Consider the following 18,884-nt stretch of genomic DNA (forward strand, 5'->3'; position numbering starts at 1 on the left):
ATCTGAGCGGTTTCTGATTTCCATTTTTATTATCCCCCAACCACTGCAACTATTTTTCAGTTATTTACAATCAAATCAGCTAACGTAAAACAAAATATGTTAAAATTTTTCTCGTAACCGCTTTCTAAAATCAAAGGAGGACGAACGTAATGAAAATTTTCATAGATTCCGCTAACTTAAATGACATCAAAGAAGCACACGAAATGGGCATCGTTTCTGGTGTAACGACAAATCCATCCCTCGTAATGAAAGAAAACGTCGATTTTCATGATCGTCTTCGTGAAATTACTAGCCTAGTATCCGGATCAGTTAGTGCCGAGGTTGTTTCAACAACAGCTGAGGAAATGATTGAAGAAGGAAAACAGCTTGCTGAAATCGCTCCGAACATTACTGTGAAAGTTCCGATGAACCGTGAAGGCATGAAAGCTGTAAAAGCATTCTCTGAAGCTGGTATTAAAACAAACGTAACGCTTGTGTTCTCTGCGAATCAAGCATTGCTTGCAGCTCGTGCTGGCGCATCTTATGTTTCACCATTCCTTGGCCGTCTTGATGATATTGGTCAGAATGGGCTTGATCTTATATCAGAAATCTCTGAGCTGTTTGCGGTCCATGGCATTGAGACTGAAATTATTGCAGCATCCATTCGCCATCCAATGCACGTAACAGAAGCGGCGCTTCGTGGTGCTGATATTGGCACAATGCCACTTAAGGTCGTTCTACAAATGCTAGAGCATCCACTAACAGATAAAGGGATCGATCAATTTCTTTCTGATTGGGAAGAAGCGAAGAAAGCAAACAAATAGTCTTATTAAATTGGCATGAACTTCCTGTTTTTGCCCATACTATTCTTATGAAGTATCATGACAGAATGAGGAACAGGAATACGATGCGGACGAAGAAGGGAGACCGTTATGGAAAAGTTGATGATCGCTGGAGGCCACCGTTTAAGTGGAACCGTTCAGGTGAGCGGTGCCAAGAATAGTGCGGTTGCATTAATCCCGGCGGCTATTCTAGCAGATTCCACTGTCACTATTGATCACTTGCCGAACATTTCTGACGTTGGAATTCTCCGTGATTTGCTTGAAGAAATCGGGGGACAAGCTGAGCTAAATGGAAATACATTAACTGTAAATCCACAGGATATGATTGCAATGCCGCTGCCGAATGGCAAAGTAAAGAAGCTTCGTGCTTCCTATTATTTAATGGGTGCGATGTTAGGTCGTTTTAACAAAGCGGTTATTGGACTACCAGGCGGGTGCAATCTTGGACCACGTCCGATTGATCAGCATATTAAAGGTTTTGAAGCACTTGGTGCAAAAGTAACAAATGAGCAGGGTGCCATTTATCTTCGGGCAGATGAACTGAAAGGCGCTCGTATTTATCTTGATGTTGTGAGCGTTGGGGCAACGATTAACATTATGCTTGCAGCGGTTCGTGCGAAAGGGCGTACCGTTATTGAAAATGCTGCTAAAGAACCTGAAATCATTGATGTTGCCACACTGTTATCAAGTATGGGTGCCAAGATTAAAGGGGCTGGAACCGACGTTATCCGAATTGATGGAGTGGACGAGCTCACAGGCTGTTACCATTCGATCATTCCTGACCGTATTGAGGCAGGGACATATATGATTATGGCAGCTGCGATGGGTGATGAAGTTGTGATTGATAACGTCATTTCTCAGCACCTTGAATCCCTTATTGCAAAACTTCGTGAGATGGGTGTGCAAGTGGAGACGAATGAAGATCAAGTCTACATTCGCTCTCCGCGTGAAGGCTGGAAAGGCGTTGACCTTAAAACCCTCGTCTACCCAGGATTCCCGACCGATCTTCAACAGCCGTTTACATCGCTCCTAACGAACGCTGAAGGTAGCAGTATTGTAACCGATACAATTTATGGCGCGAGATTCAAACATATCGATGAACTTCGTCGAATGGGTGCGAACGTCAAGGTTGAAGGACGATCTGCAATTATCAACGGTGCCGTTAAACTCCAGGGAGCAAAGGTGCGCGCTTCGGATTTAAGAGCCGGTGCAGCTCTTGTTGTAGCTGGTCTGATGGCTGAAGGGATAACGGAAGTCTCAGGTCTTGAACACATTGATCGCGGCTATGAGCGACTCGTAGAGAAGCTCAGTAATCTTGGAGCGCGGGTTTGGCGTGAGAAATTGGATCAAGAAGAGCTAAAAGAGGTAGAAAGTACTTAAGGTGAAAGGCAGAAAGGCGGTGAAAACCGCCGTTCTGTTATCTTTTTTGAAAGCGTTTTATTTAAGTTGCGTACCCCGGGGGAGGAAAGCATAATGGAAAGAAGTTTAACGATGGAACTTGTGAGAGTTACGGAAGCTGCTGCTCTAGCATCAGCACGTTGGATGGGGAGGGGCAAGAAAGAAGAAGCAGATGACGCAGCGACCACGGCGATGCGAGATGTGTTTGACACCGTGCCGATGAAGGGAACAGTGGTTATTGGGGAAGGCGAGATGGATGAAGCCCCAATGCTTTATATTGGTGAAAAGCTGGGAACTGGTTACGGTCCACGCGTAGACGTTGCCGTAGATCCATTAGAAGGAACGAATATTGTAGCAGCAGGAACGTGGAATGCTCTGGCCGTATTAGCTGTAGCGGATCATGGGAATCTGCTTCATGCGCCTGATATGTACATGGACAAAATCGCGGTGGGACCAAAAGCCGTTGGCAAAGTCGATATTAACGCTTCCGTCCTTGATAACCTGAAGGCTGTCGCTGAAGCGAAAGGAAAAGAAATTGAAGATTGCGTGGCGGTCATATTGGATCGGGAACGTCACGAAAAGATTATAGAAGAAGTGCGTTCTGCAGGTGCAAGAATTAAACTTATTTCTGACGGGGATGTGGCAGCGGCAATTAACACAGCCTTCGATGACACCGGTGTTGATATATTATTTGGTTCCGGTGGTGCCCCTGAAGGTGTACTTGCAGCTGTTGCATTGAAATGTCTTGGTGGAGAAATACAGGGGAAACTTCTCCCTCAAAATGAAGAAGAGTTAAAGCGATGTAACGAAATGGGAATTGAGGATGTTTCACGCGTCCTTTATATGGAAGATCTCGTAAAAGGTGAAGACGCCATATTTGCAGCAACCGGTGTAACCGATGGCGAATTGCTAAAAGGTGTCAGATTCCAGGGAACTTCTGGTACAACCCAATCGGTTGTTATGCGTGCGAAGTCTGGAACCGTTCGCTTTATCGACGGGAAACACAGCTTGAAAAAGAAACCAGACCTCGTTATCCGATAGAAATGTTCACAAACGGCACTTCATTCTCACACGCATGACTCATTTCATGTTGAATATTTTTTAGGAATCTGGTAAAACTATAAGGTGCTGTATTATTTCCTATTACTATTCGCTCAACATCGTTGAGTTGAAAAGTTGATTTTTGGCTCAAATGTCGTCATTCGCTTAGTGGACGCTCGTTCCACTTGTTGATAATGGCGAAAATGAGCCAAAAATCATGAAAGAAACGTATATAAGAGTAACGATTGTTAAGCAACACCTTCGTTGTGCACTTCCTCTACTCTCACTTAAGAGATGCCTGAATGGATCACATACTAGCCTCTCACAGGATCTCAACAAACTCTTTCTCTCTTTCTTTTTTCTAAAACGGATACCTATAAGCAACTTCTCTTTGTTGTTTTTATGAATCTTCTTGCACTTATTTCATTTCCAGTCGGGGAAAACCCATAATCATTTAAAAAGTGTGGTGTCAACATGGCAGTAAATATATCAGAATTAGAACAAATGACATTAAAAGAGCTTTATGAACAGGCAAGACTGTACAAAGTCTCTTATTATAGTAAGTTGAACAAACGAGAGCTTGTTTTCGCAATTCTAAAAGCACAGGCAGAGCAGTCGGGGCTTCTTTTTATGGAAGGAATCCTTGAAATTATTTCATCTGAAGGATTTGGCTTCCTTCGACCGATTAACTACTCGCCAAGCGCAGAAGACATTTATATCTCGGCTTCTCAAATTCGCAGATTTGATTTGCGTAACGGCGATCGTGTTTCGGGTAAGGTGCGTCCTCCAAAAGAAAATGAACGCTACTACGGCCTCTTACATGTGGCGGCAGTTAACGGGGAAGACCCTGATTCTTCGAAAGAACGTGTTCACTTTCCAGCGCTAACACCGCTATATCCGGAGAAGCGAATGAATTTCGAAAATAAATCAGGCAATCTTTCTACTCGAATTATCGATATGATTTCACCGGTAGGGTTTGGTCAGCGTGGATTGATCGTTGCACCGCCAAAAGCCGGGAAAACGATGCTTCTGAAGGAAATTGCAAATAGCATTACAACTAACCATCCTGAAACGGAATTGATCGTACTTCTTATCGATGAGCGTCCTGAGGAAGTAACGGATATTGAGCGTTCAGTTGATGGTGATGTCGTTCACTCAACGTTTGATGAAACGCCAGATAATCATATTAAAGTAGCTGAGCTTGTCCTCGAACGTGCGATGCGCTTAGTTGAGCATAAAAAAGATGTGGTGATTCTTCTTGATAGTATTACACGTCTCGCTCGTGCTTATAACCTTGTTATTCCTCCAAGTGGACGTACACTTTCTGGTGGTATTGATCCTGCTGCTTTCCATCGTCCAAAACGATTCTTTGGTGCTGCAAGAAACATTGAAGAAGGCGGGAGTTTAACGATCTTAGCGACAGCACTTGTTGAGACAGGCTCGCGTATGGATGATGTCATTTATGAAGAATTTAAAGGAACGGGTAACATGGAGCTTCATCTTGATCGTCGTCTTGCGGAACGTCGCGTCTTTCCTGCAATTGATATTCGTCGCTCAGGTACGCGTAAAGAAGAGTTGCTTCTTCCGAAAGAACAGCTTGAAATGCTTTGGACAATTCGTAAGAGCATGGATGATTCCTTTGAATTTGTCGATAATTTCTTGAAACGTCTTAAGAAAACAAAAGAAAATCGCGAGTTTTTTGATCTGTTTGAGAAGGAAAAAAGCGGTTCATCCAGGTAAGTTCTGAAAGGGCTTCGTCACAAGATGATCAATTGCATTGTCTTAGACAGCCTGCTATAATACGTCTATGTGTGCAGAAGCTAAAAGGCACTGCCTTTTAGCTTCATTTAACTCTGGTTCCTCAGGAATCAGGGCGGAAGGAGATGAAATTCATGAAACAAGCGATTCATCCTGGTTATGAAACCATTAAGGTAAGATGTGCTTGCGGTAACGAATTCGAAACTGGTTCTACAAAACAGGACGGCGTGAGCGTAGAGGTATGCTCTGAGTGCCATCCATTCTATACTGGTCGTCAGAAGTTTAATGACGCTGGTGGACGTGTAGATAAGTTTAGAAAAAAATACAACCTAAAAGGTTAATGATAGAACAGGCAAGTTTTTACTCCTTGCCTGTTTTTTAACTCAATTGAAGCAAAGAAGGCCAAATTTGTAGGAAGAAACGGTTCGAGCAAACAGATTTGTTCACCCGTTTCTTCCTATAATGGATGATCTTTAGATGAGGCGAAGCATGTCGATTAAGAAAATGGGTGAGTGTGTCGTGTGATACCCTTGCCATCAATAATAGGATGAAAGTATACGCAAAATAAGGACTGCGCTGATCAGTCATTTTTTTATGCTTATGCTGGGAAAGGAGAAGCGGTTGAATGCATGTTATGAAGTACAGCGGCTGGATTGAGGTTGTATGCGGGAGTATGTTTTCTGGAAAGTCTGAAGAGTTAATTCGTCGTGTTAGACGAGCGACATACGCCAAGCAAAAAGTCCAGGTGTTTAAACCAAAAGTGGATAACAGATATAGCGAAGAATCTGTTGTATCTCATAATGGAATGTCCGTCATCGCTGTTCCGGTTGATCATTCACAGGCGATCCTGGACCGCGTTTCAGAAGACACGGATATGGTTGCGGTTGACGAAGTGCAATTTTTTGATGAGGGCATTGTGGATGTCGCTCAGCAGCTTGCGGATGAAGGTGTTCGAGTGATCGTAGCAGGGCTGGATCAAGATTTCCGTGGGGAAGCATTTGGACAGGTTCCAAAGCTCTTAACGGTAGCTGAATCGGTTACAAAGCTTCAAGCGATCTGTGTCGTGTGTGGTTCTCCAGCAAGTCGTACGCAGCGCCTCATTGATGGTAAGCCTGCTCATTATGAAGATCCAATTATTCTTGTCGGTGCATCAGAGTCGTATGAGCCTCGCTGCCGTCATTGTCATAAAGTGCCAGGGAAGCCAACGGCACGAGACAACAAAGAACAAGAAATCTCTAAGTAAGTCCGGGAAACCGGGCTTTTTTTGTTCTTTCGAAATATTGTTTTTCGTAACGAGGGGATAAGAAAAGCACTGGTTTGAATCTAACCATCATTTGTTGGGCACCTTAAAAACAGGAGGTGACCGACTGATGAGAAAGATAACTTGGATGATGCTAGCGTTTGTGTTGTTTGTATCAGCCTGTTCGCCACTCAAACCGCCAGAAGCAAATGGACAGGCGGGAGAAGGGCAAAATTTAAATACCGATATTAACTTAAACCCACAGTCCTATCGAAATATGAGTGTGGATAAGCCGACGATCAGTGACGATCAGGATAAAATTCGAGAGGTTGTCGAAGCGGAAGGTTTCGATGCTGGATTGATTTCAATTACAGGGAATCATGCATGGGTAAATGTAAAGTTCACAAATAAACAAGAAGCAGAATTAACGAATCAGAAAAAAACGCTTGCGGCTAAAATTTATCAAGCCGTACCAAGATACAAAATCCACGTCCGAGCAAGATAAAACCCTCTCACCAACGAGAGGGTTGTTTTGATTAATGCTGCGCTCGTCTTGCTGCTTGTTGCAAGGGATCCCAAACGCTGTTATAAGGAGGGGCGTACGCCAAATCGAGGTCTTCGATGTCATGAAGCGTCATCTGGTGATAGAGAGCGGTTGCGAGCACATCGACGCGCTTATCTACGCCATACTTCCCAATGAATTGTCCGCCAAGAATGCGTTCGTTATCATCTCTGAAAATGATTTTGACACAAAGTTCACGTGCTTCAGGATAGTAACCAGCGATGTCTGTCGCTTCAGTAGAGCAGCTAGCGAACGGTAAGTTCAGTTCTTTTGCTTCATTTGTTGAAAGGCCGGTGCGACCGAGTGTTAACCCAAAGAATTTAATCACAGAAGTGCCGACAATTCCTTTAAACGTGTTTGGCTGGCCGACCATATTCAGTCCGGCAATTCGTCCCTGTTTATTAGCCGTCGTACCAAGAGGAACGAAATCATCGCGTTCTTTGACGCGATGGTAATGGGTGGCGCAGTCTCCAGCCGCATAAACGTCTTCCTTGCTCGTTTGCATGTAGCGGTTTACCTGAATCGCCCCGTTAGAGGCGGTATGAAGCCCACATTCCTTAAGGAAGCCTGTATTAGGCTTTACCCCAACAGAAACGAGAACAAGATCTGCCTCATACTCTCCCTGATCTGTTACAATTTTTTCGACGCGCTTTTCACCTTTAAATGATTGGACACCTTCGTTTGTATGAACAGCCACCTCGTTACGCTCGGCTTCATCATGAATCATCTTCGCCATATCTTCATCAAAAATGCTGGCGAGGTGCGGACCAAGCTCAATGATGCGCACCTGTTTACCGAGCTCACGGAACGTTTCAGCCATTTCAAGTCCGATATAGCCGCCTCCAATGACGGCTACGTTTTTCACTGTTTCATCTAAATCTTTTATAATCTTTTTAGCATCAGGTATCGTTTTTAATGTATGTATCCCTTCAAGATCGATCCCTTCCCAGTCTGGTTTAACAGGACTAACCCCTGTGGCAATTAGGAGCTTATCGTAAGATTCGGTGAAGTGATCGCCTGATTTTAAATGTATTCCTTTTACTATTTTTTTTTCGGTATCCACGTTTGTTACTTCATGGTACACGCGAGCATCAATTCCATACTTCTCTCGAAACGTGTCTACGGATCTGGCGATAAGTTTATCAGTGGATTCAATTTTTTCACTAATGACATAAGGTAGTCCACACTGCCCGTAAGAGTAAATTTCTCCCTTCTCAAGTGTGACGACTTCTGCTTCCTCATCATTTCGAATTATTTGCATCGCTGCACTCATACCAGCGGCATCTCCACCAATAATCACAAATTTCATCTATAAACAGCCCCTTCCGGAATCGTTCATTATTACTAGCCTACTCCCAGTTTACCCTGAATGAAGGATGTTAAAGCTATTTTTGCTTTTGACCTGTGAAATGTCCTATACTATAATTAGAATGTTATGCAACGAAAACGAGGTGAAAGATCTTGTTAGACCGTTTAGAAATTGTAGAAGAACGTTATGATAAGTTAAATCAGTTGTTGAGTGATCCGGAAGTCATTAATGACACGACGAAACTCCGAGAATATTCCAAAGAGCAAGCAAGCCTTGAGGAAACCGTTCAGGTGTATCGTGAATATAAGGAAATTCTCGAAGGCATTCAAGATGCGAAAGCGATGCTTGAGGAAGAAAAAGATGCTGAAATGCGTGAAATGGTGAAGGCAGAGCTTTCCGAGCTTACACCTAAAGAAGAAGAGTATGCAGAGCGCTTACGAGTACTACTTCTTCCGAAAGACCCCAATGATGATAAGAACGTTATTATCGAGGTTCGCGGAGCAGCGGGTGGAGACGAAGCCGCTCTATTTGCCGGTGACTTGTACAAAATGTACAGCCGCTTTGCTGAAATGCAAGGTTGGAAGTCTGAAGTGATTGAATCAAGTTCAACTGAGCTCGGTGGTTTTAAAGAAATTATCTTTATGATCAACGGTGCCGGCGCTTATTCAAAAATGAAGTATGAGAACGGGGCACACCGTGTTCAGCGCGTTCCGTCAACAGAATCAGGTGGTCGTATTCATACGTCTACGGCAACAGTTGCGGTGCTACCTGAAGCAGAAGAAGTAGAAGTTGAGATTCACGACAAAGATATCCGCGTGGATACCTTTACGTCTAGTGGACCGGGTGGACAGAGTGTAAATACAACGATGTCAGCCGTTCGTTTAACGCACTTACCAACAGGCGTTGTTGTGTCTTGTCAGGATGAAAAGTCCCAGATTAAGAACAAAGAAAAAGCGATGAAGGTTCTTCGTGCTCGTGTTTATGATAAGTTCCAGCAGGAAGCACAGAAAGAGTACGACGATAACCGTAAATCAGCTGTTGGTACTGGCGACCGTTCTGAACGTATTCGCACGTACAACTTCCCGCAAAATCGCGTAACGGATCACAGAATTAACCTGACGATTCAGAAACTTGACCAGATTCTTCAAGGTAAACTTGATGAGTTCATTGATGCGCTGATTACTGAAGAGCAAACGCGCTTAATGGCGGAAGCTGGAGAGTGACCTTATGATGACTGTATTCGAAGCCCTTAAATGGGCTTCTTCTTTTTTAGAGAAGCACGGACGTGAAGCCTCGGCTGCTGAGTGGCTGATCAAGCATGAGTTAAATGTTTCAAGAACGGAACTTTTACTTCAAATGCAGGATGAAATGCCGAATTTCCCAAGTTTTGAAGCGAAAATAAACGAGCATGCGAGCGGTATTCCCGTTCAGCATATTGTTGAGAAAGAAGAGTTTTACGGAAGAACGTTTCGCGTGAATCATCATGTGCTTGTGCCAAGACCTGAAACAGAAGAGCTTGTGCAAGGCATTCTTACTCGAGCAAAAGCGCTGTTCTCAGATCCAGCAAAAGCAACGATCGCCGATGTTGGCACAGGAAGCGGAGCCATTGCCATTAGTCTTGCTCTAGAACTTCGCAATCAAGACGTGACAGCTGTTGATATTTCAGAGGATGCGCTTAAGGTAGCGAAGGAAAACGCGCGCCGGTTAGAGGCTCCAATTTCATTTCTTCACGGTGATTTACTTCAGCCGCTAGAAGGGCGAAAGCTTGATATTGTCGTTTCCAATCCTCCTTATATTTCGGAAGAGGAATATGCGACCCTAGATCCGTTAGTGCGTGATCATGAACCGATTCAAGCGCTTGTAGGAGGAGAAAATGGTTACGAGCTTTATCGCCGACTTGCGGAAGGCCTGCCGAAGCTAATCTCTTCTCCAGGCTTAATTGGATTTGAGGTAGGGGAAAAGCAGGCAAGAACGGTTGCTCGGATGCTGGAAGACTCTTTTGGTGAGCGTATCCAGGTTGACGTGGTGAAAGATATTAGTGGGAAAGAACGGATGGTCTTTGGTGTTGTGAAATAGCCCTGTCGATTCTACTCGCATTCTGGTGAACAGTTCTACGTTTAAAACGTCTGATTCTGGCCAGAATGAGAGCTAGAAGGGACGGGATACAAGATGAATCAAAGAGGACTTATTAATCTATTAATCTCATTTTTTATTCTTGCTTCAAGTCTCCAGGGTTCGGGTATTGTAAAAGCAAATGAGCAAGTGATTCCAGACGAAGCGATTCGTCTTCGCATTTTAGCAAATAGTAATAGTGAAGAAGATCAGTCAGTAAAGCGTAGCATTCGTGATGAAGTGAACGAATCGATTAATAAGTGGGTTGCTGATTTAACATCCATTGAAGCATCGCGTCGTGTAATCAAAAGTCATTTAAATGAAATTGAAGCGATTGTAGAAGAAGAGCTTAATCAGATTGGGAGTAGTGAATCATTTTCTGTTTCGTTTGGAGAAGTCGCTTTTCCGACAAAGCTGTATGGAGATTTTGTTTATCCAGCCGGTGATTACGAAGCTGTCTTAATCACAATTGGGGAAGGGCTTGGGGATAACTGGTGGTGCGTTTTATTCCCGCCGCTTTGCTTCCTTGATTTCTCAAATGGAGATGCTGTTCAGGCGGAAGGTGACGCGCCGGCAGAAGAGCCGGCAGAAGAAGTGGAAGTCGACTTCTTCCTGGTGAAAATCATCGATACGATTGTGGACTGGGTAAAAGGAATTTTCAGCTAATCGGTCTATTCTCCTCCTTCAACGCATAAGACCATAATAGAACGGTTTTATGGACAACGTGAAGGAGGAGATTCATTTGTTTCTTGTTAGAAAAGCAACGCAGGAAGATGCCGCAGCGGTTTGGGATTTTGTCTCACGGTCCGGACTAAAGGTGGACGGGCTCCCTGCTATTGAGTCGTTTCTAATCGCTGAATCAGAAACGAAAGAATGGCTTGGTGTGATTGGACTTGAAACAATAGGTGCATCAGGTCTCTTAAGGGCACTCGTTTTGAATCGTTCTGGATCGACCTCTGAACGGCTATTACGCTTTTTTGATCAGGTTGTTCTTTTTGCGAAAGAAGCGAACTTGGACGAGTTGTTTCTTACTTCAAAAGAAGAGTCATTTTTCTTTCAAGTTTTCGGTTTCTCGACAATTTCCCTCGCAGAGGTTCCGGAGTTAGTAAGGGAAAATGAGCTATTTTCCAATCAGTCAGATCAGCGAATCATCATGAGAAAACGATTGATCTAGGCATTCTCATCAACAAGGTTATGCACAATCCGAACATACGTTATCCACATTGTGTGGATATATTTACGATTAGCAGAAGGAAGCGTTTTTACGAATTGTGTAGAATCCTGTGGAAAGATCATATATTTTCCCGAAATAAGCGGGTTTATGAGCATTTTTAGAATAAGAAGGTGAAGAAAGTGGAAGGTATCCACACAAATGTTTGGTATGTGGATGAAAATGTGGATAGTGAAAATGATTATCCACAGATTGTGGAAGCTGCCGAATGTTTACAACGTAATGAAGTTGTCGCTTTCCCGACTGAAACCGTCTATGGACTAGGGGGAAACGCGCTATCAGAAGAAGCTGTAGCAAAAATATTCCGAGCAAAAGGTCGTCCTGCCGATAATCCACTGATCGTTCACGTGGCGAGTCGTCCACATGTGGAAAAGTTAGTGACGCATATTTCTAAACAAGCAGATGCTTTAATGAATGCGTTCTGGCCAGGACCGCTCACGATTGTATTTCCTGGTGGAGAAAGTGTCGCTCAAAATGTAACGGCTGGCCTTGATACGGTAGCGATTCGCATGCCAGATCATCCAGTTGCACTCGCGCTGTTAAAGGCTGCGAATTTACCCCTCGCTGCACCAAGTGCAAACTTATCCGGTAAACCAAGTCCAACCACAGCCCAACATGTGATTCATGATTTAAGTGGCAAAATCGCTGGTATTGTGGACGGTGGTTCAACAGGAGTGGGACTAGAATCTACTGTTGTGGACTGTTCCGGCGATCGCATAACCATTCTTCGTCCTGGTGGGGTTACGAAAGAACAGTTAGAAGAAGTCGTTGGAGAAGTGAAAGTCGATCCAGCACTAAGCGATGATGGCCATAAGCCTAAATCTCCAGGTGTAAAGTACAAGCATTATGCCCCAACGGCGCCGGTCACGCTTGTGGATGGCTCGATTTCATACTTGCAGTCGATTGTGGACAAGCGTAGAGCAGAGGGAGTAAAGGTCGGGGTTCTTGCGACTGAGGAATCGAAAGCGACGTATCGGGCCGATGTCATTATCCCGTGCGGTACGAGAGAAGACCTCATCTCCGTTGCGAACCGTTTATATGATGTCTTACGTCAATTTGATGAAGCCGATGTGGATGAAATATATAGTGAAGTGTTTTCACAAGAGGGCGTGGGAGCAGCCGTGATGAACCGGCTATCAAAAGCCGCCAGCAATCGTGTGATCAAAGAATAGCAGAAAACCCGCTCAAGGATGAGCGGGTTTTCTTATACCTCATTTGCGCTTCTTCTCTACGAATTCTTCTACCATCTGTTCTGTAACGTACGTACGCGTAGGGATGCTTCCCTGTTTGGCAAGTTCATTAATTTGAAGAGAAAGCTCATTAATACGGTCCGTTGAATATGGTTGATTTGCTTCACACAATTCGACAGCATGAGCAATAGCGGCTTCTCTCTCTTTATCTAACTGAATAAACAAGTTAATTTCACGGTTTTTTTGACTAAGCTGATTCGATATCCCTTTGTGAACGCTCATAGTATTAGTTCCTCCAATTTGGCTCAATCATTACTAAAACACTACCCTTAAAGAGCCTTACGTAATCTATTATTCATTCTTTCCCTTCTATTTTCAAGAGGACGTGCATAAAAGTTGAATAGCACGTCCCGGGAGGAGATGGAATGATTTCCACTGCGTTAATAGGAGAGCTGGCAACTTTAAGCATAATGGCATTTGCTCTCGGTATGGATGCTTTTTCAGTTGGACTTGGCATGGGCATGATTCCGCTTCGTCTCCGCCAAATTGCTAAAATTGGCGTAGTGATCGGGCTGTTTCATATGGGAATGCCGCTTGCTGGGATGATCATTGGCCGCGTCCTTTCAGAACACTTTGGCACGGTTGCAACAATGGTTGGCGGCGCTCTTTTGCTATTACTTGGTATTCAAATGGGACTTTCCTCGCTTTCATCGAGCGATAAGCCGTTTGTAACTCCGGTTGGCTTTGGTTTGCTTGTTTTCTCGTTAAGTGTGAGCCTCGATAGCTTTTCGGTTGGTTTAAGTCTAGGAATCTACGGGGCTAGAGTTTTCGTCACGATTTTGTTATTTGGCCTAATCAGCATGCTCTTAACCTGGTCAGGATTAATGATGGGTCGGAAGTTTCAGCGCTTGATCGGATCGTACAGCGAACTTCTCGGCGGTTGCATCTTATTTGGATTTGGGTTGAAGCTGTTGATCCTGTAATGTGGGATGCACGATGACAGGTTGACCAATAAACACTTCTAGAGAGGCCGCTCACGTAATCGAAAGGGCCTCCCTGGTAAGATTTACTCTGTAATTCCCTGTAAAAGTCTCGCATAAGGCGAATCTGCTGGCAGCATGATTACCGTTTCGTCATTCAACGTTGTTTTATAAGACTCAAGCGTGCGGTAAAGCTCGTAAAATTCTGGATCCTTGCTGAATGCTTTGTTGTAAATCTTCGCCGCTTCCGATTCGCCTTCTGCTCGAATTTCTTCCGCATCCGCATCGGCTTTGGCGAGAATGGTATCTACCTCTTTATCCGTTTCAGCTTTAATTCGATCCGAGTCGGCATCCCCTTGCGATAAATATTCCTGGGCTTTTGACTCACGCTCTGAAATCATACGCTGGAAAACGGACTGTTCGTTTGCATCAGGAAGGTCGGTTCGCTTCATACGTACATCCGTTACTTGAATTCCGTATGAATCGCGTTCAAGTAATTCATTCACTCGCTCACGCACATTGTCATTAAAACTTCCTCGATTGGATTTTTCCTCATTAATAATCTGATCGTACTCCAGTTGACCAAGTTCTGAGCGAATAACGGAGAAAATAAATTCACCCATTTTGGCTTCAGCGTTTTCAATCGTCCGTGCGTTTGAAATCATATCTTGTGGATCACTGACTGACCAGACCGCATAGTTATCAACCGTCATGCGCTTCTTATCTTTCGTGGTAATTTCTTCTGGATTCACATCATAAAGCATTTGGTATTTTGGAAGTGTCGTAATGGATTGGATAAAGGGCACCTTTACCTTTAATCCAGGCTCTGTTTCAATCTTTACAACGTCCCCAAATTGGCGAATCACTTTGTACTCACCTTCCTTCACGACAAAGAGGGTGCTGAAGATCCCGCCAATGATCACGAGAAGGAGAACGATGAGCAATACGCTTTTTACGATTTTACTTGGATTCATCTTACGGCGGTGTTCATCCATATTAAAAACGTTCTCACTCATTCTTTTCACTCTCCTTTGGCTTTTCGCTCGTTTTCTCCTTCGCTGGTTGAATTGGTAAATATTTCACGGTGTCTCCACCTTCATCGGTAATATAGATCTTAGTATCAGGCAGCACTTCTTCAAGCGTTTCTAACACCAGGCGCTGTCTTGTGATATCTGGATTATTTTTGTATTCATTGTAGAGAGCGTTAAATGTAGCAACATCCCCGCGTGCCTGCTCAATTCGCTGCGCTTTTTCACCTTCTGCTTTAGAAATACGCGCATCTTTTTGACCTTCCACAACATTTAGTTCCTGGTTTTTATACTTCTTCGCTCCGTAAATCGTCGTTTCTTTTTGTTCACGAGCATCTACAACGTTCGTAAACGCTTTTCGTACTTCATCGTTTGGTAACTCCACGTCTTGAAGCTTCACATCAAGTATCGAAATACCAATTTCATAGCGATCAATTAGTTTAGTAAGAATGTCTCGGACATTTCCTTCAATCTCGGCTTTTCCTGACGTGAGAGCTTCGTCAATTTCGGAGCTACCGATCACACCTCTTAAGGAAGAAGAAGTTGCGTTATAGAGAATTTCTTTCGGTTCATCTGAGTAGTATAAGTATTGTTTTGGATTCGTGATGCGCCACTGAACGACGAGATCAGCGAGGACGATGTTTTCATCTCCCGTTACCATTTTCGTCTCCTCTGGATAATCCACGATCTTGCCATCTTCCTCATCGTATCCAAACGTTAAGCTGAACGTTTCTCTCGGTAGAATGTCTACCTGTTGAATCGGCCATGGAAGTTTAAAATGAAGTCCAGCATCGCTAATTTCTTCATCCACTTTACCGAATGTCATAATAACCGCTTGTTCAGACTCATCAACGGTATACCAGCTCGTAACGAGGATAACGCCAAGAATAAGAAATAGAACAATGGAGCCAGATAAAAGGACGATTTTTCTTTGAGACATGCGACTTTCCCCCCTTGATTTGCTTCTAACAAGTATTACGTTCAGATGACAAAAAGGTTTCAGAACTTCCATTCTTTTTCTCTGAAATTGTTCCCTGAGTGAGGGGTGGATTTATCCCGTTTCATCTCTCATAATAAGAAGAGAAGGGAAGTGGACAAGGTGAGAGTAGTATTTGTGTGTACAGGTAACACATGCCGCAGTCCAATGGCGGAAGTGATTTTAAAAAATAAAAGCAAAAAAATCGAAGCGAAATCAGCAGGCGTTTTTGCGGCGAATGGCGCACCGGCAAGTCGTCAGGTTGAAATTCTTTTAGAAGAGAAAAACGTCCCCTTTACGCATACGGCAAAAATGCTGGATCGAGAGCTCGCCGAATGGGGCGATCTTCTTTTAACGATGACGAGTAGTCACAAAGCGCTCGTGTTACGGGATTTTCCAGAACTCGCTCATAAGGTGTATACCTTAAAAGAGTATGCCGCAACTGAAAATGAAAAAAAATATGATGCTTATCAGGAGAAGGCAGCAGAAATTGAAATGAAGCGAGCGGCTTTTCTTCATGACATTACAAAGCTAGATACAGAAAAACAAGTGGAAAAGCGTCAGCAATTCGAATCAGAAATGAGAAAAGAGTTAAATGACTTGCAAGCGCTTGAACAAGATCTGCCTTCAATGGATATATCTGATCCGTTTGGCGGTACCATTGAGCAATATCGAGTAACATATCGTGAAATTGAAGAAGCGATTGAGCGGATGATTGAGCGTCTCGATCAAGAAGAATTGGAGGGATAACCGTGAAAGTAGCCGTAGGTGCTGATCATGCGGGTGTAAAGATTAAGGAAGACATTCTTCATGTCATTAAAGAGCTAGGAATGGAGGCGATTGATTTAGGTTGTGATTGCCATGATTCAGTTGATTATCCTGACTATGCGATTCCTGTAGCAGAGAAAGTAGCGACCGGAGAAGCGGATCGCGGCATTTTAATCTGTGGTACAGGAATTGGGATGTCGATTGCAGCAAATAAGGTAAATGGCATTCGCTGTGCGCTTGTTCATGATCTTTTCAGTGCAAAAGCAACGAGACAGCACAATGATTCAAACGTTCTGGCAATGGGGGAGCGGATCATTGGACCGGGTCTTGCAACAGAAATTGCAAAGGTATGGCTTGAGACGGAGTATGAAGCAGGTCGCCACGCAAAACGAGTCGGTAAGATTACGGAATACGAAGCGAAGGGATAAGGAGGCGTTATCTGTGAATGAACAAACAGCGCGTCAAATCACCCGTCATACGTTAGAAGCGCTTCAGGATCTTCAACAGGATGCGCGTCTTTCCAATCGTCACCTGCTTGTGATTGGAATGAGTTCAAGCGAAGTCATCGGTCAGCGAATTGGAACGGCTGGTACGATTTCAGCAGCAGAGGCAATTTATGAAAGTGTGAAAGTCTTTCAACAAGAAACGGGTGTTCAGCTTGCTTTTCAATGCTGTGAGCATTTGAATCGAGCACTTGTTGTTGAGCGTGAAACGGCTGAAGCGAGAGGATACGATATCGTAGCCGCGATTCCGACAACACGAGCAGGTGGTTCGATGGCAACCCATGCTTATGCAAATATGAGTGACCCTGTACTTGTGGAGTTCATTTCTGCAGATGCTGGGATTGATATTGGTGATACGTTTATTGGTATGCACATACGCCATGTCGCAGTACCTGTGAGAGGAAGACATACGTCGATCGGCGAGGCTCACCTCACCATGGCACGCTCAAGACCAAAACTTATCGGTGGAGAACGGGCATCATATCCAGGGAAGAATGAACACTGCTTTTAGGCTTAAAACCGAACAATAATTTAGTTCGTTTATCTAATATACGGATACGAACTTCTGTGGTACAATGCAATCGAGATGAAATACGAACTGTTCGTGTTTGCGAATGGTAATTTGTGTGGGATGGAAAGGGGATATCAATGCAAAACCTAGCAAAGCAGGATCAAGAACTTTTACAGGCAATGAAAGACGAGCTTGGCAGACAGCGCAGCAAGATTGAACTTATCGCATCAGAGAACTTTGTATCAGAAGCCGTGATGGAGGCGCAAGGGTCTGTTTTAACAAACAAGTATGCGGAAGGCTATCCAGGCCGACGTTATTACGGTGGCTGTGAATATGTCGATGTCGCTGAAAATATTGCAAGAGACCGTGCCAAGCAGTTATTTGGTGCAGAGCATGTGAACGTTCAGCCTCACTCAGGCGCACAAGCCAACATGGCGGTTTACTTCACCATTCTTGAGCAGGGTGATACGGTTCTTGGCATGAATCTTTCTCACGGCGGTCATTTGACGCACGGAAGCCCTGTGAACTTCAGTGGCGTGCAATATAACTTCGTGGAGTACGGCGTCGACAAGGATTCACACCGTATTGACTACGAAGATGTTCTTGAAAAAGCAAAAACCCATCGTCCAAAACTAATCGTTGCAGGTGCAAGTGCTTATCCGCGCGAAATTGATTTTAAACGATTCCGTGAAATTGCGGATGAAGTAGATGCGTACTTGATGGTCGATATGGCCCATATTGCAGGTCTTGTTGCTACAGGACATCATCCGAATCCAGTGCCACACGCCCATTTCGTAACGACGACTACCCATAAAACACTTCGTGGACCGCGTGGCGGCATGATTCTTTGTAAAGAAGAATTTGCGAAGAAAATTGATAAGTCGATTTTCCCTGGTATTCAAGGGGGACCACTGATGCACGTGATCGCTGCAAAAGCGGTAGCCTTCGGAGAAGCTCTTTCTGACGATTTTAAAGCTTACTCAGAAAAAGTTGTAGCGAATGCTAGAAAACTTGCTTCAGCGCTTGAAAAAGAAGGCATTAATCTCGTTTCAAACGGAACGGATAACCACCTTGTACTTCTCGACTTACAAAGCCTTGATTTAACAGGGAAAGTCGCTGAAAAAGCGCTTGATGATATTGGTATTACAACGAACAAAAATACGATTCCATTCGATCCACAAAGCCCATTCGTAACGAGCGGCCTTCGTATCGGTACAGCAGCCGTTACGTCACGCGGATTTGGGGAAGTAGAAATGGAAGAAATCGCAAGTATCATTGGCGATGTATTGAAGCAGCACGAAAACGAAGATGCTCTTCAAAAAGCAGCGAAGCGTGTTCAAGAGCTTACTGACAAATTCCCGATGTATGAAAACCTTTCTTATTAAATAGACACTGACGCCGGGAGATGCTTATTTCCCGGCGTTTTTCTAAAATGATGGCCGTTCGTCATTAGATC

21 protein-coding genes are annotated in these 18,884 nt (G+C 44.0%); 17 read left to right on the forward strand and 4 right to left on the reverse strand.

The genetic code is table 11. The annotated features are described in order from the left end of the window. Positions 1 to 149 precede the first annotated feature (149 nt). The 7 genes from fsa (at position 150) to LC090_RS01305 (ending at position 6,763) form a co-directional block, all read left to right on the forward strand. Complete coding sequence (gene fsa / locus LC090_RS01275; protein ID WP_226654515.1) at positions 150 to 803, forward strand: fructose-6-phosphate aldolase; 654 nt, start codon at positions 150 to 152, stop codon at positions 801 to 803. Between the two features lie 108 nt (positions 804 to 911). Next, complete coding sequence (locus LC090_RS01280; RefSeq protein WP_226654518.1) at positions 912 to 2,201, forward strand: UDP-N-acetylglucosamine 1-carboxyvinyltransferase; 1,290 nt, start codon at positions 912 to 914, stop codon at positions 2,199 to 2,201. Between the two features lie 93 nt (positions 2,202 to 2,294). Then, complete coding sequence (gene glpX / locus LC090_RS01285) at positions 2,295 to 3,260, forward strand: class II fructose-bisphosphatase (protein WP_226654520.1); 966 nt, start codon at positions 2,295 to 2,297, stop codon at positions 3,258 to 3,260. Positions 3,261 to 3,734: 474 nt separating this feature from the next. Then, positions 3,735 to 5,000, forward strand: a complete 1,266-nt coding sequence (gene rho / locus LC090_RS01290; protein ID WP_159786363.1) for a transcription termination factor Rho — start codon at positions 3,735 to 3,737, stop codon at positions 4,998 to 5,000. 152 nt (positions 5,001 to 5,152) lie between these two features. Then, a complete protein-coding gene (gene rpmE, locus LC090_RS01295; RefSeq protein ID WP_098445408.1) occupies positions 5,153 to 5,359 on the forward strand; it encodes a 50S ribosomal protein L31 in 207 nt (68 codons plus the stop codon). A gap of 284 nt (positions 5,360 to 5,643) precedes the next feature. Continuing rightward, positions 5,644 to 6,261 carry a thymidine kinase gene (locus LC090_RS01300; RefSeq protein ID WP_226654522.1) on the forward strand — a complete coding sequence of 206 codons (618 nt, stop codon included), beginning with the start codon at positions 5,644 to 5,646 and terminating at the stop codon, positions 6,259 to 6,261. A 127-nt stretch (positions 6,262 to 6,388) separates the two neighbouring features. Then, positions 6,389 to 6,763: a hypothetical protein gene (locus LC090_RS01305; RefSeq protein ID WP_226654524.1), complete on the forward strand. Its 375-nt coding sequence runs from the start codon at positions 6,389 to 6,391 to the stop codon at positions 6,761 to 6,763. A 31-nt stretch (positions 6,764 to 6,794) separates the two neighbouring features. Here the strand turns inward: LC090_RS01305 and LC090_RS01310 are convergent, their stop codons facing one another. Next, complete coding sequence (locus tag LC090_RS01310) at positions 6,795 to 8,129, reverse strand: CoA-disulfide reductase (RefSeq protein ID WP_226654525.1); 1,335 nt, start codon at positions 8,127 to 8,129, stop codon at positions 6,795 to 6,797. A 152-nt stretch (positions 8,130 to 8,281) separates the two neighbouring features. Between LC090_RS01310 and prfA the strand changes: the two genes are divergently transcribed. The 5 genes from prfA (at position 8,282) to LC090_RS01335 (ending at position 12,644) form a co-directional block, all read left to right on the forward strand. Next, on the forward strand, positions 8,282 to 9,352 hold the full coding sequence (gene prfA, locus LC090_RS01315; RefSeq protein ID WP_224590872.1) for a peptide chain release factor 1: 1,071 nt from the start codon (positions 8,282 to 8,284) through the stop codon (positions 9,350 to 9,352). 7 nt (positions 9,353 to 9,359) lie between these two features. Beyond that, positions 9,360 to 10,205, forward strand: a complete 846-nt coding sequence (prmC, locus tag LC090_RS01320) for a peptide chain release factor N(5)-glutamine methyltransferase (protein WP_226654691.1) — start codon at positions 9,360 to 9,362, stop codon at positions 10,203 to 10,205. Positions 10,206 to 10,298: 93 nt separating this feature from the next. Continuing rightward, positions 10,299 to 10,907, forward strand: coding sequence for a stage II sporulation protein R (spoIIR, locus tag LC090_RS01325; protein ID WP_226654526.1), 609 nt, complete (start codon positions 10,299 to 10,301; stop codon positions 10,905 to 10,907). 76 nt (positions 10,908 to 10,983) lie between these two features. After that, entirely contained in the window at positions 10,984 to 11,415 is a 432-nt protein-coding gene (locus LC090_RS01330; protein WP_226654527.1) for a hypothetical protein, read from the forward strand. A gap of 188 nt (positions 11,416 to 11,603) precedes the next feature. Beyond that, positions 11,604 to 12,644: an L-threonylcarbamoyladenylate synthase gene (locus LC090_RS01335; protein ID WP_226654693.1), complete on the forward strand. Its 1,041-nt coding sequence runs from the start codon at positions 11,604 to 11,606 to the stop codon at positions 12,642 to 12,644. A 39-nt stretch (positions 12,645 to 12,683) separates the two neighbouring features. On the opposite strand, the gene LC090_RS01340 is transcribed toward LC090_RS01335, so the two are convergent. Then, positions 12,684 to 12,944 carry a DUF2533 family protein gene (locus tag LC090_RS01340; protein WP_226654528.1) on the reverse strand — a complete coding sequence of 87 codons (261 nt, stop codon included), beginning with the start codon at positions 12,942 to 12,944 and terminating at the stop codon, positions 12,684 to 12,686. Between the two features lie 143 nt (positions 12,945 to 13,087). On the opposite strand from LC090_RS01340, the gene LC090_RS01345 reads away from it, so the two are divergent. Beyond that, positions 13,088 to 13,645 carry a manganese efflux pump MntP family protein gene (locus LC090_RS01345; RefSeq protein ID WP_226654529.1) on the forward strand — a complete coding sequence of 186 codons (558 nt, stop codon included), beginning with the start codon at positions 13,088 to 13,090 and terminating at the stop codon, positions 13,643 to 13,645. An 83-nt stretch (positions 13,646 to 13,728) separates the two neighbouring features. Here LC090_RS01345 and hflC read toward each other — a convergent pair whose 3' ends face one another. Together hflC and hflK are read right to left on the reverse strand one after the other, a co-directional pair. After that, positions 13,729 to 14,658 carry a protease modulator HflC gene (gene hflC, locus LC090_RS01350; protein WP_226654531.1) on the reverse strand — a complete coding sequence of 310 codons (930 nt, stop codon included), beginning with the start codon at positions 14,656 to 14,658 and terminating at the stop codon, positions 13,729 to 13,731. Further along, positions 14,651 to 15,610, reverse strand: coding sequence for an FtsH protease activity modulator HflK (hflK, locus tag LC090_RS01355; protein ID WP_226654533.1), 960 nt, complete (start codon positions 15,608 to 15,610; stop codon positions 14,651 to 14,653). Before hflK ends, hflC begins: the two co-directional genes overlap by 8 nt. 159 nt (positions 15,611 to 15,769) lie before the next feature. Here hflK and LC090_RS01360 point away from each other — a divergent pair, with 159 nt between their 5' ends. From LC090_RS01360 to glyA, 4 genes are all read left to right on the forward strand, one after another. Continuing rightward, positions 15,770 to 16,396: a low molecular weight protein arginine phosphatase gene (locus LC090_RS01360; RefSeq protein WP_226654535.1), complete on the forward strand. Its 627-nt coding sequence runs from the start codon at positions 15,770 to 15,772 to the stop codon at positions 16,394 to 16,396. Between the two features lie 2 nt (positions 16,397 to 16,398). After that, on the forward strand, positions 16,399 to 16,842 hold the full coding sequence (gene rpiB, locus LC090_RS01365) for a ribose 5-phosphate isomerase B (protein WP_226654536.1): 444 nt from the start codon (positions 16,399 to 16,401) through the stop codon (positions 16,840 to 16,842). A gap of 13 nt (positions 16,843 to 16,855) precedes the next feature. Beyond that, positions 16,856 to 17,428, forward strand: a complete 573-nt coding sequence (locus LC090_RS01370; RefSeq protein WP_226654537.1) for a TIGR01440 family protein — start codon at positions 16,856 to 16,858, stop codon at positions 17,426 to 17,428. A gap of 137 nt (positions 17,429 to 17,565) precedes the next feature. Beyond that, positions 17,566 to 18,813: a serine hydroxymethyltransferase gene (glyA, locus tag LC090_RS01375; protein ID WP_226654538.1), complete on the forward strand. Its 1,248-nt coding sequence runs from the start codon at positions 17,566 to 17,568 to the stop codon at positions 18,811 to 18,813. Positions 18,814 to 18,884 lie beyond the last annotated feature (71 nt).

This window comes from Guptibacillus hwajinpoensis, assembly GCF_020524165.1.
GTDB classification, from domain to species: Bacteria; Bacillota; Bacilli; order Bacillales; family Guptibacillaceae; genus Guptibacillus; species Guptibacillus hwajinpoensis_D.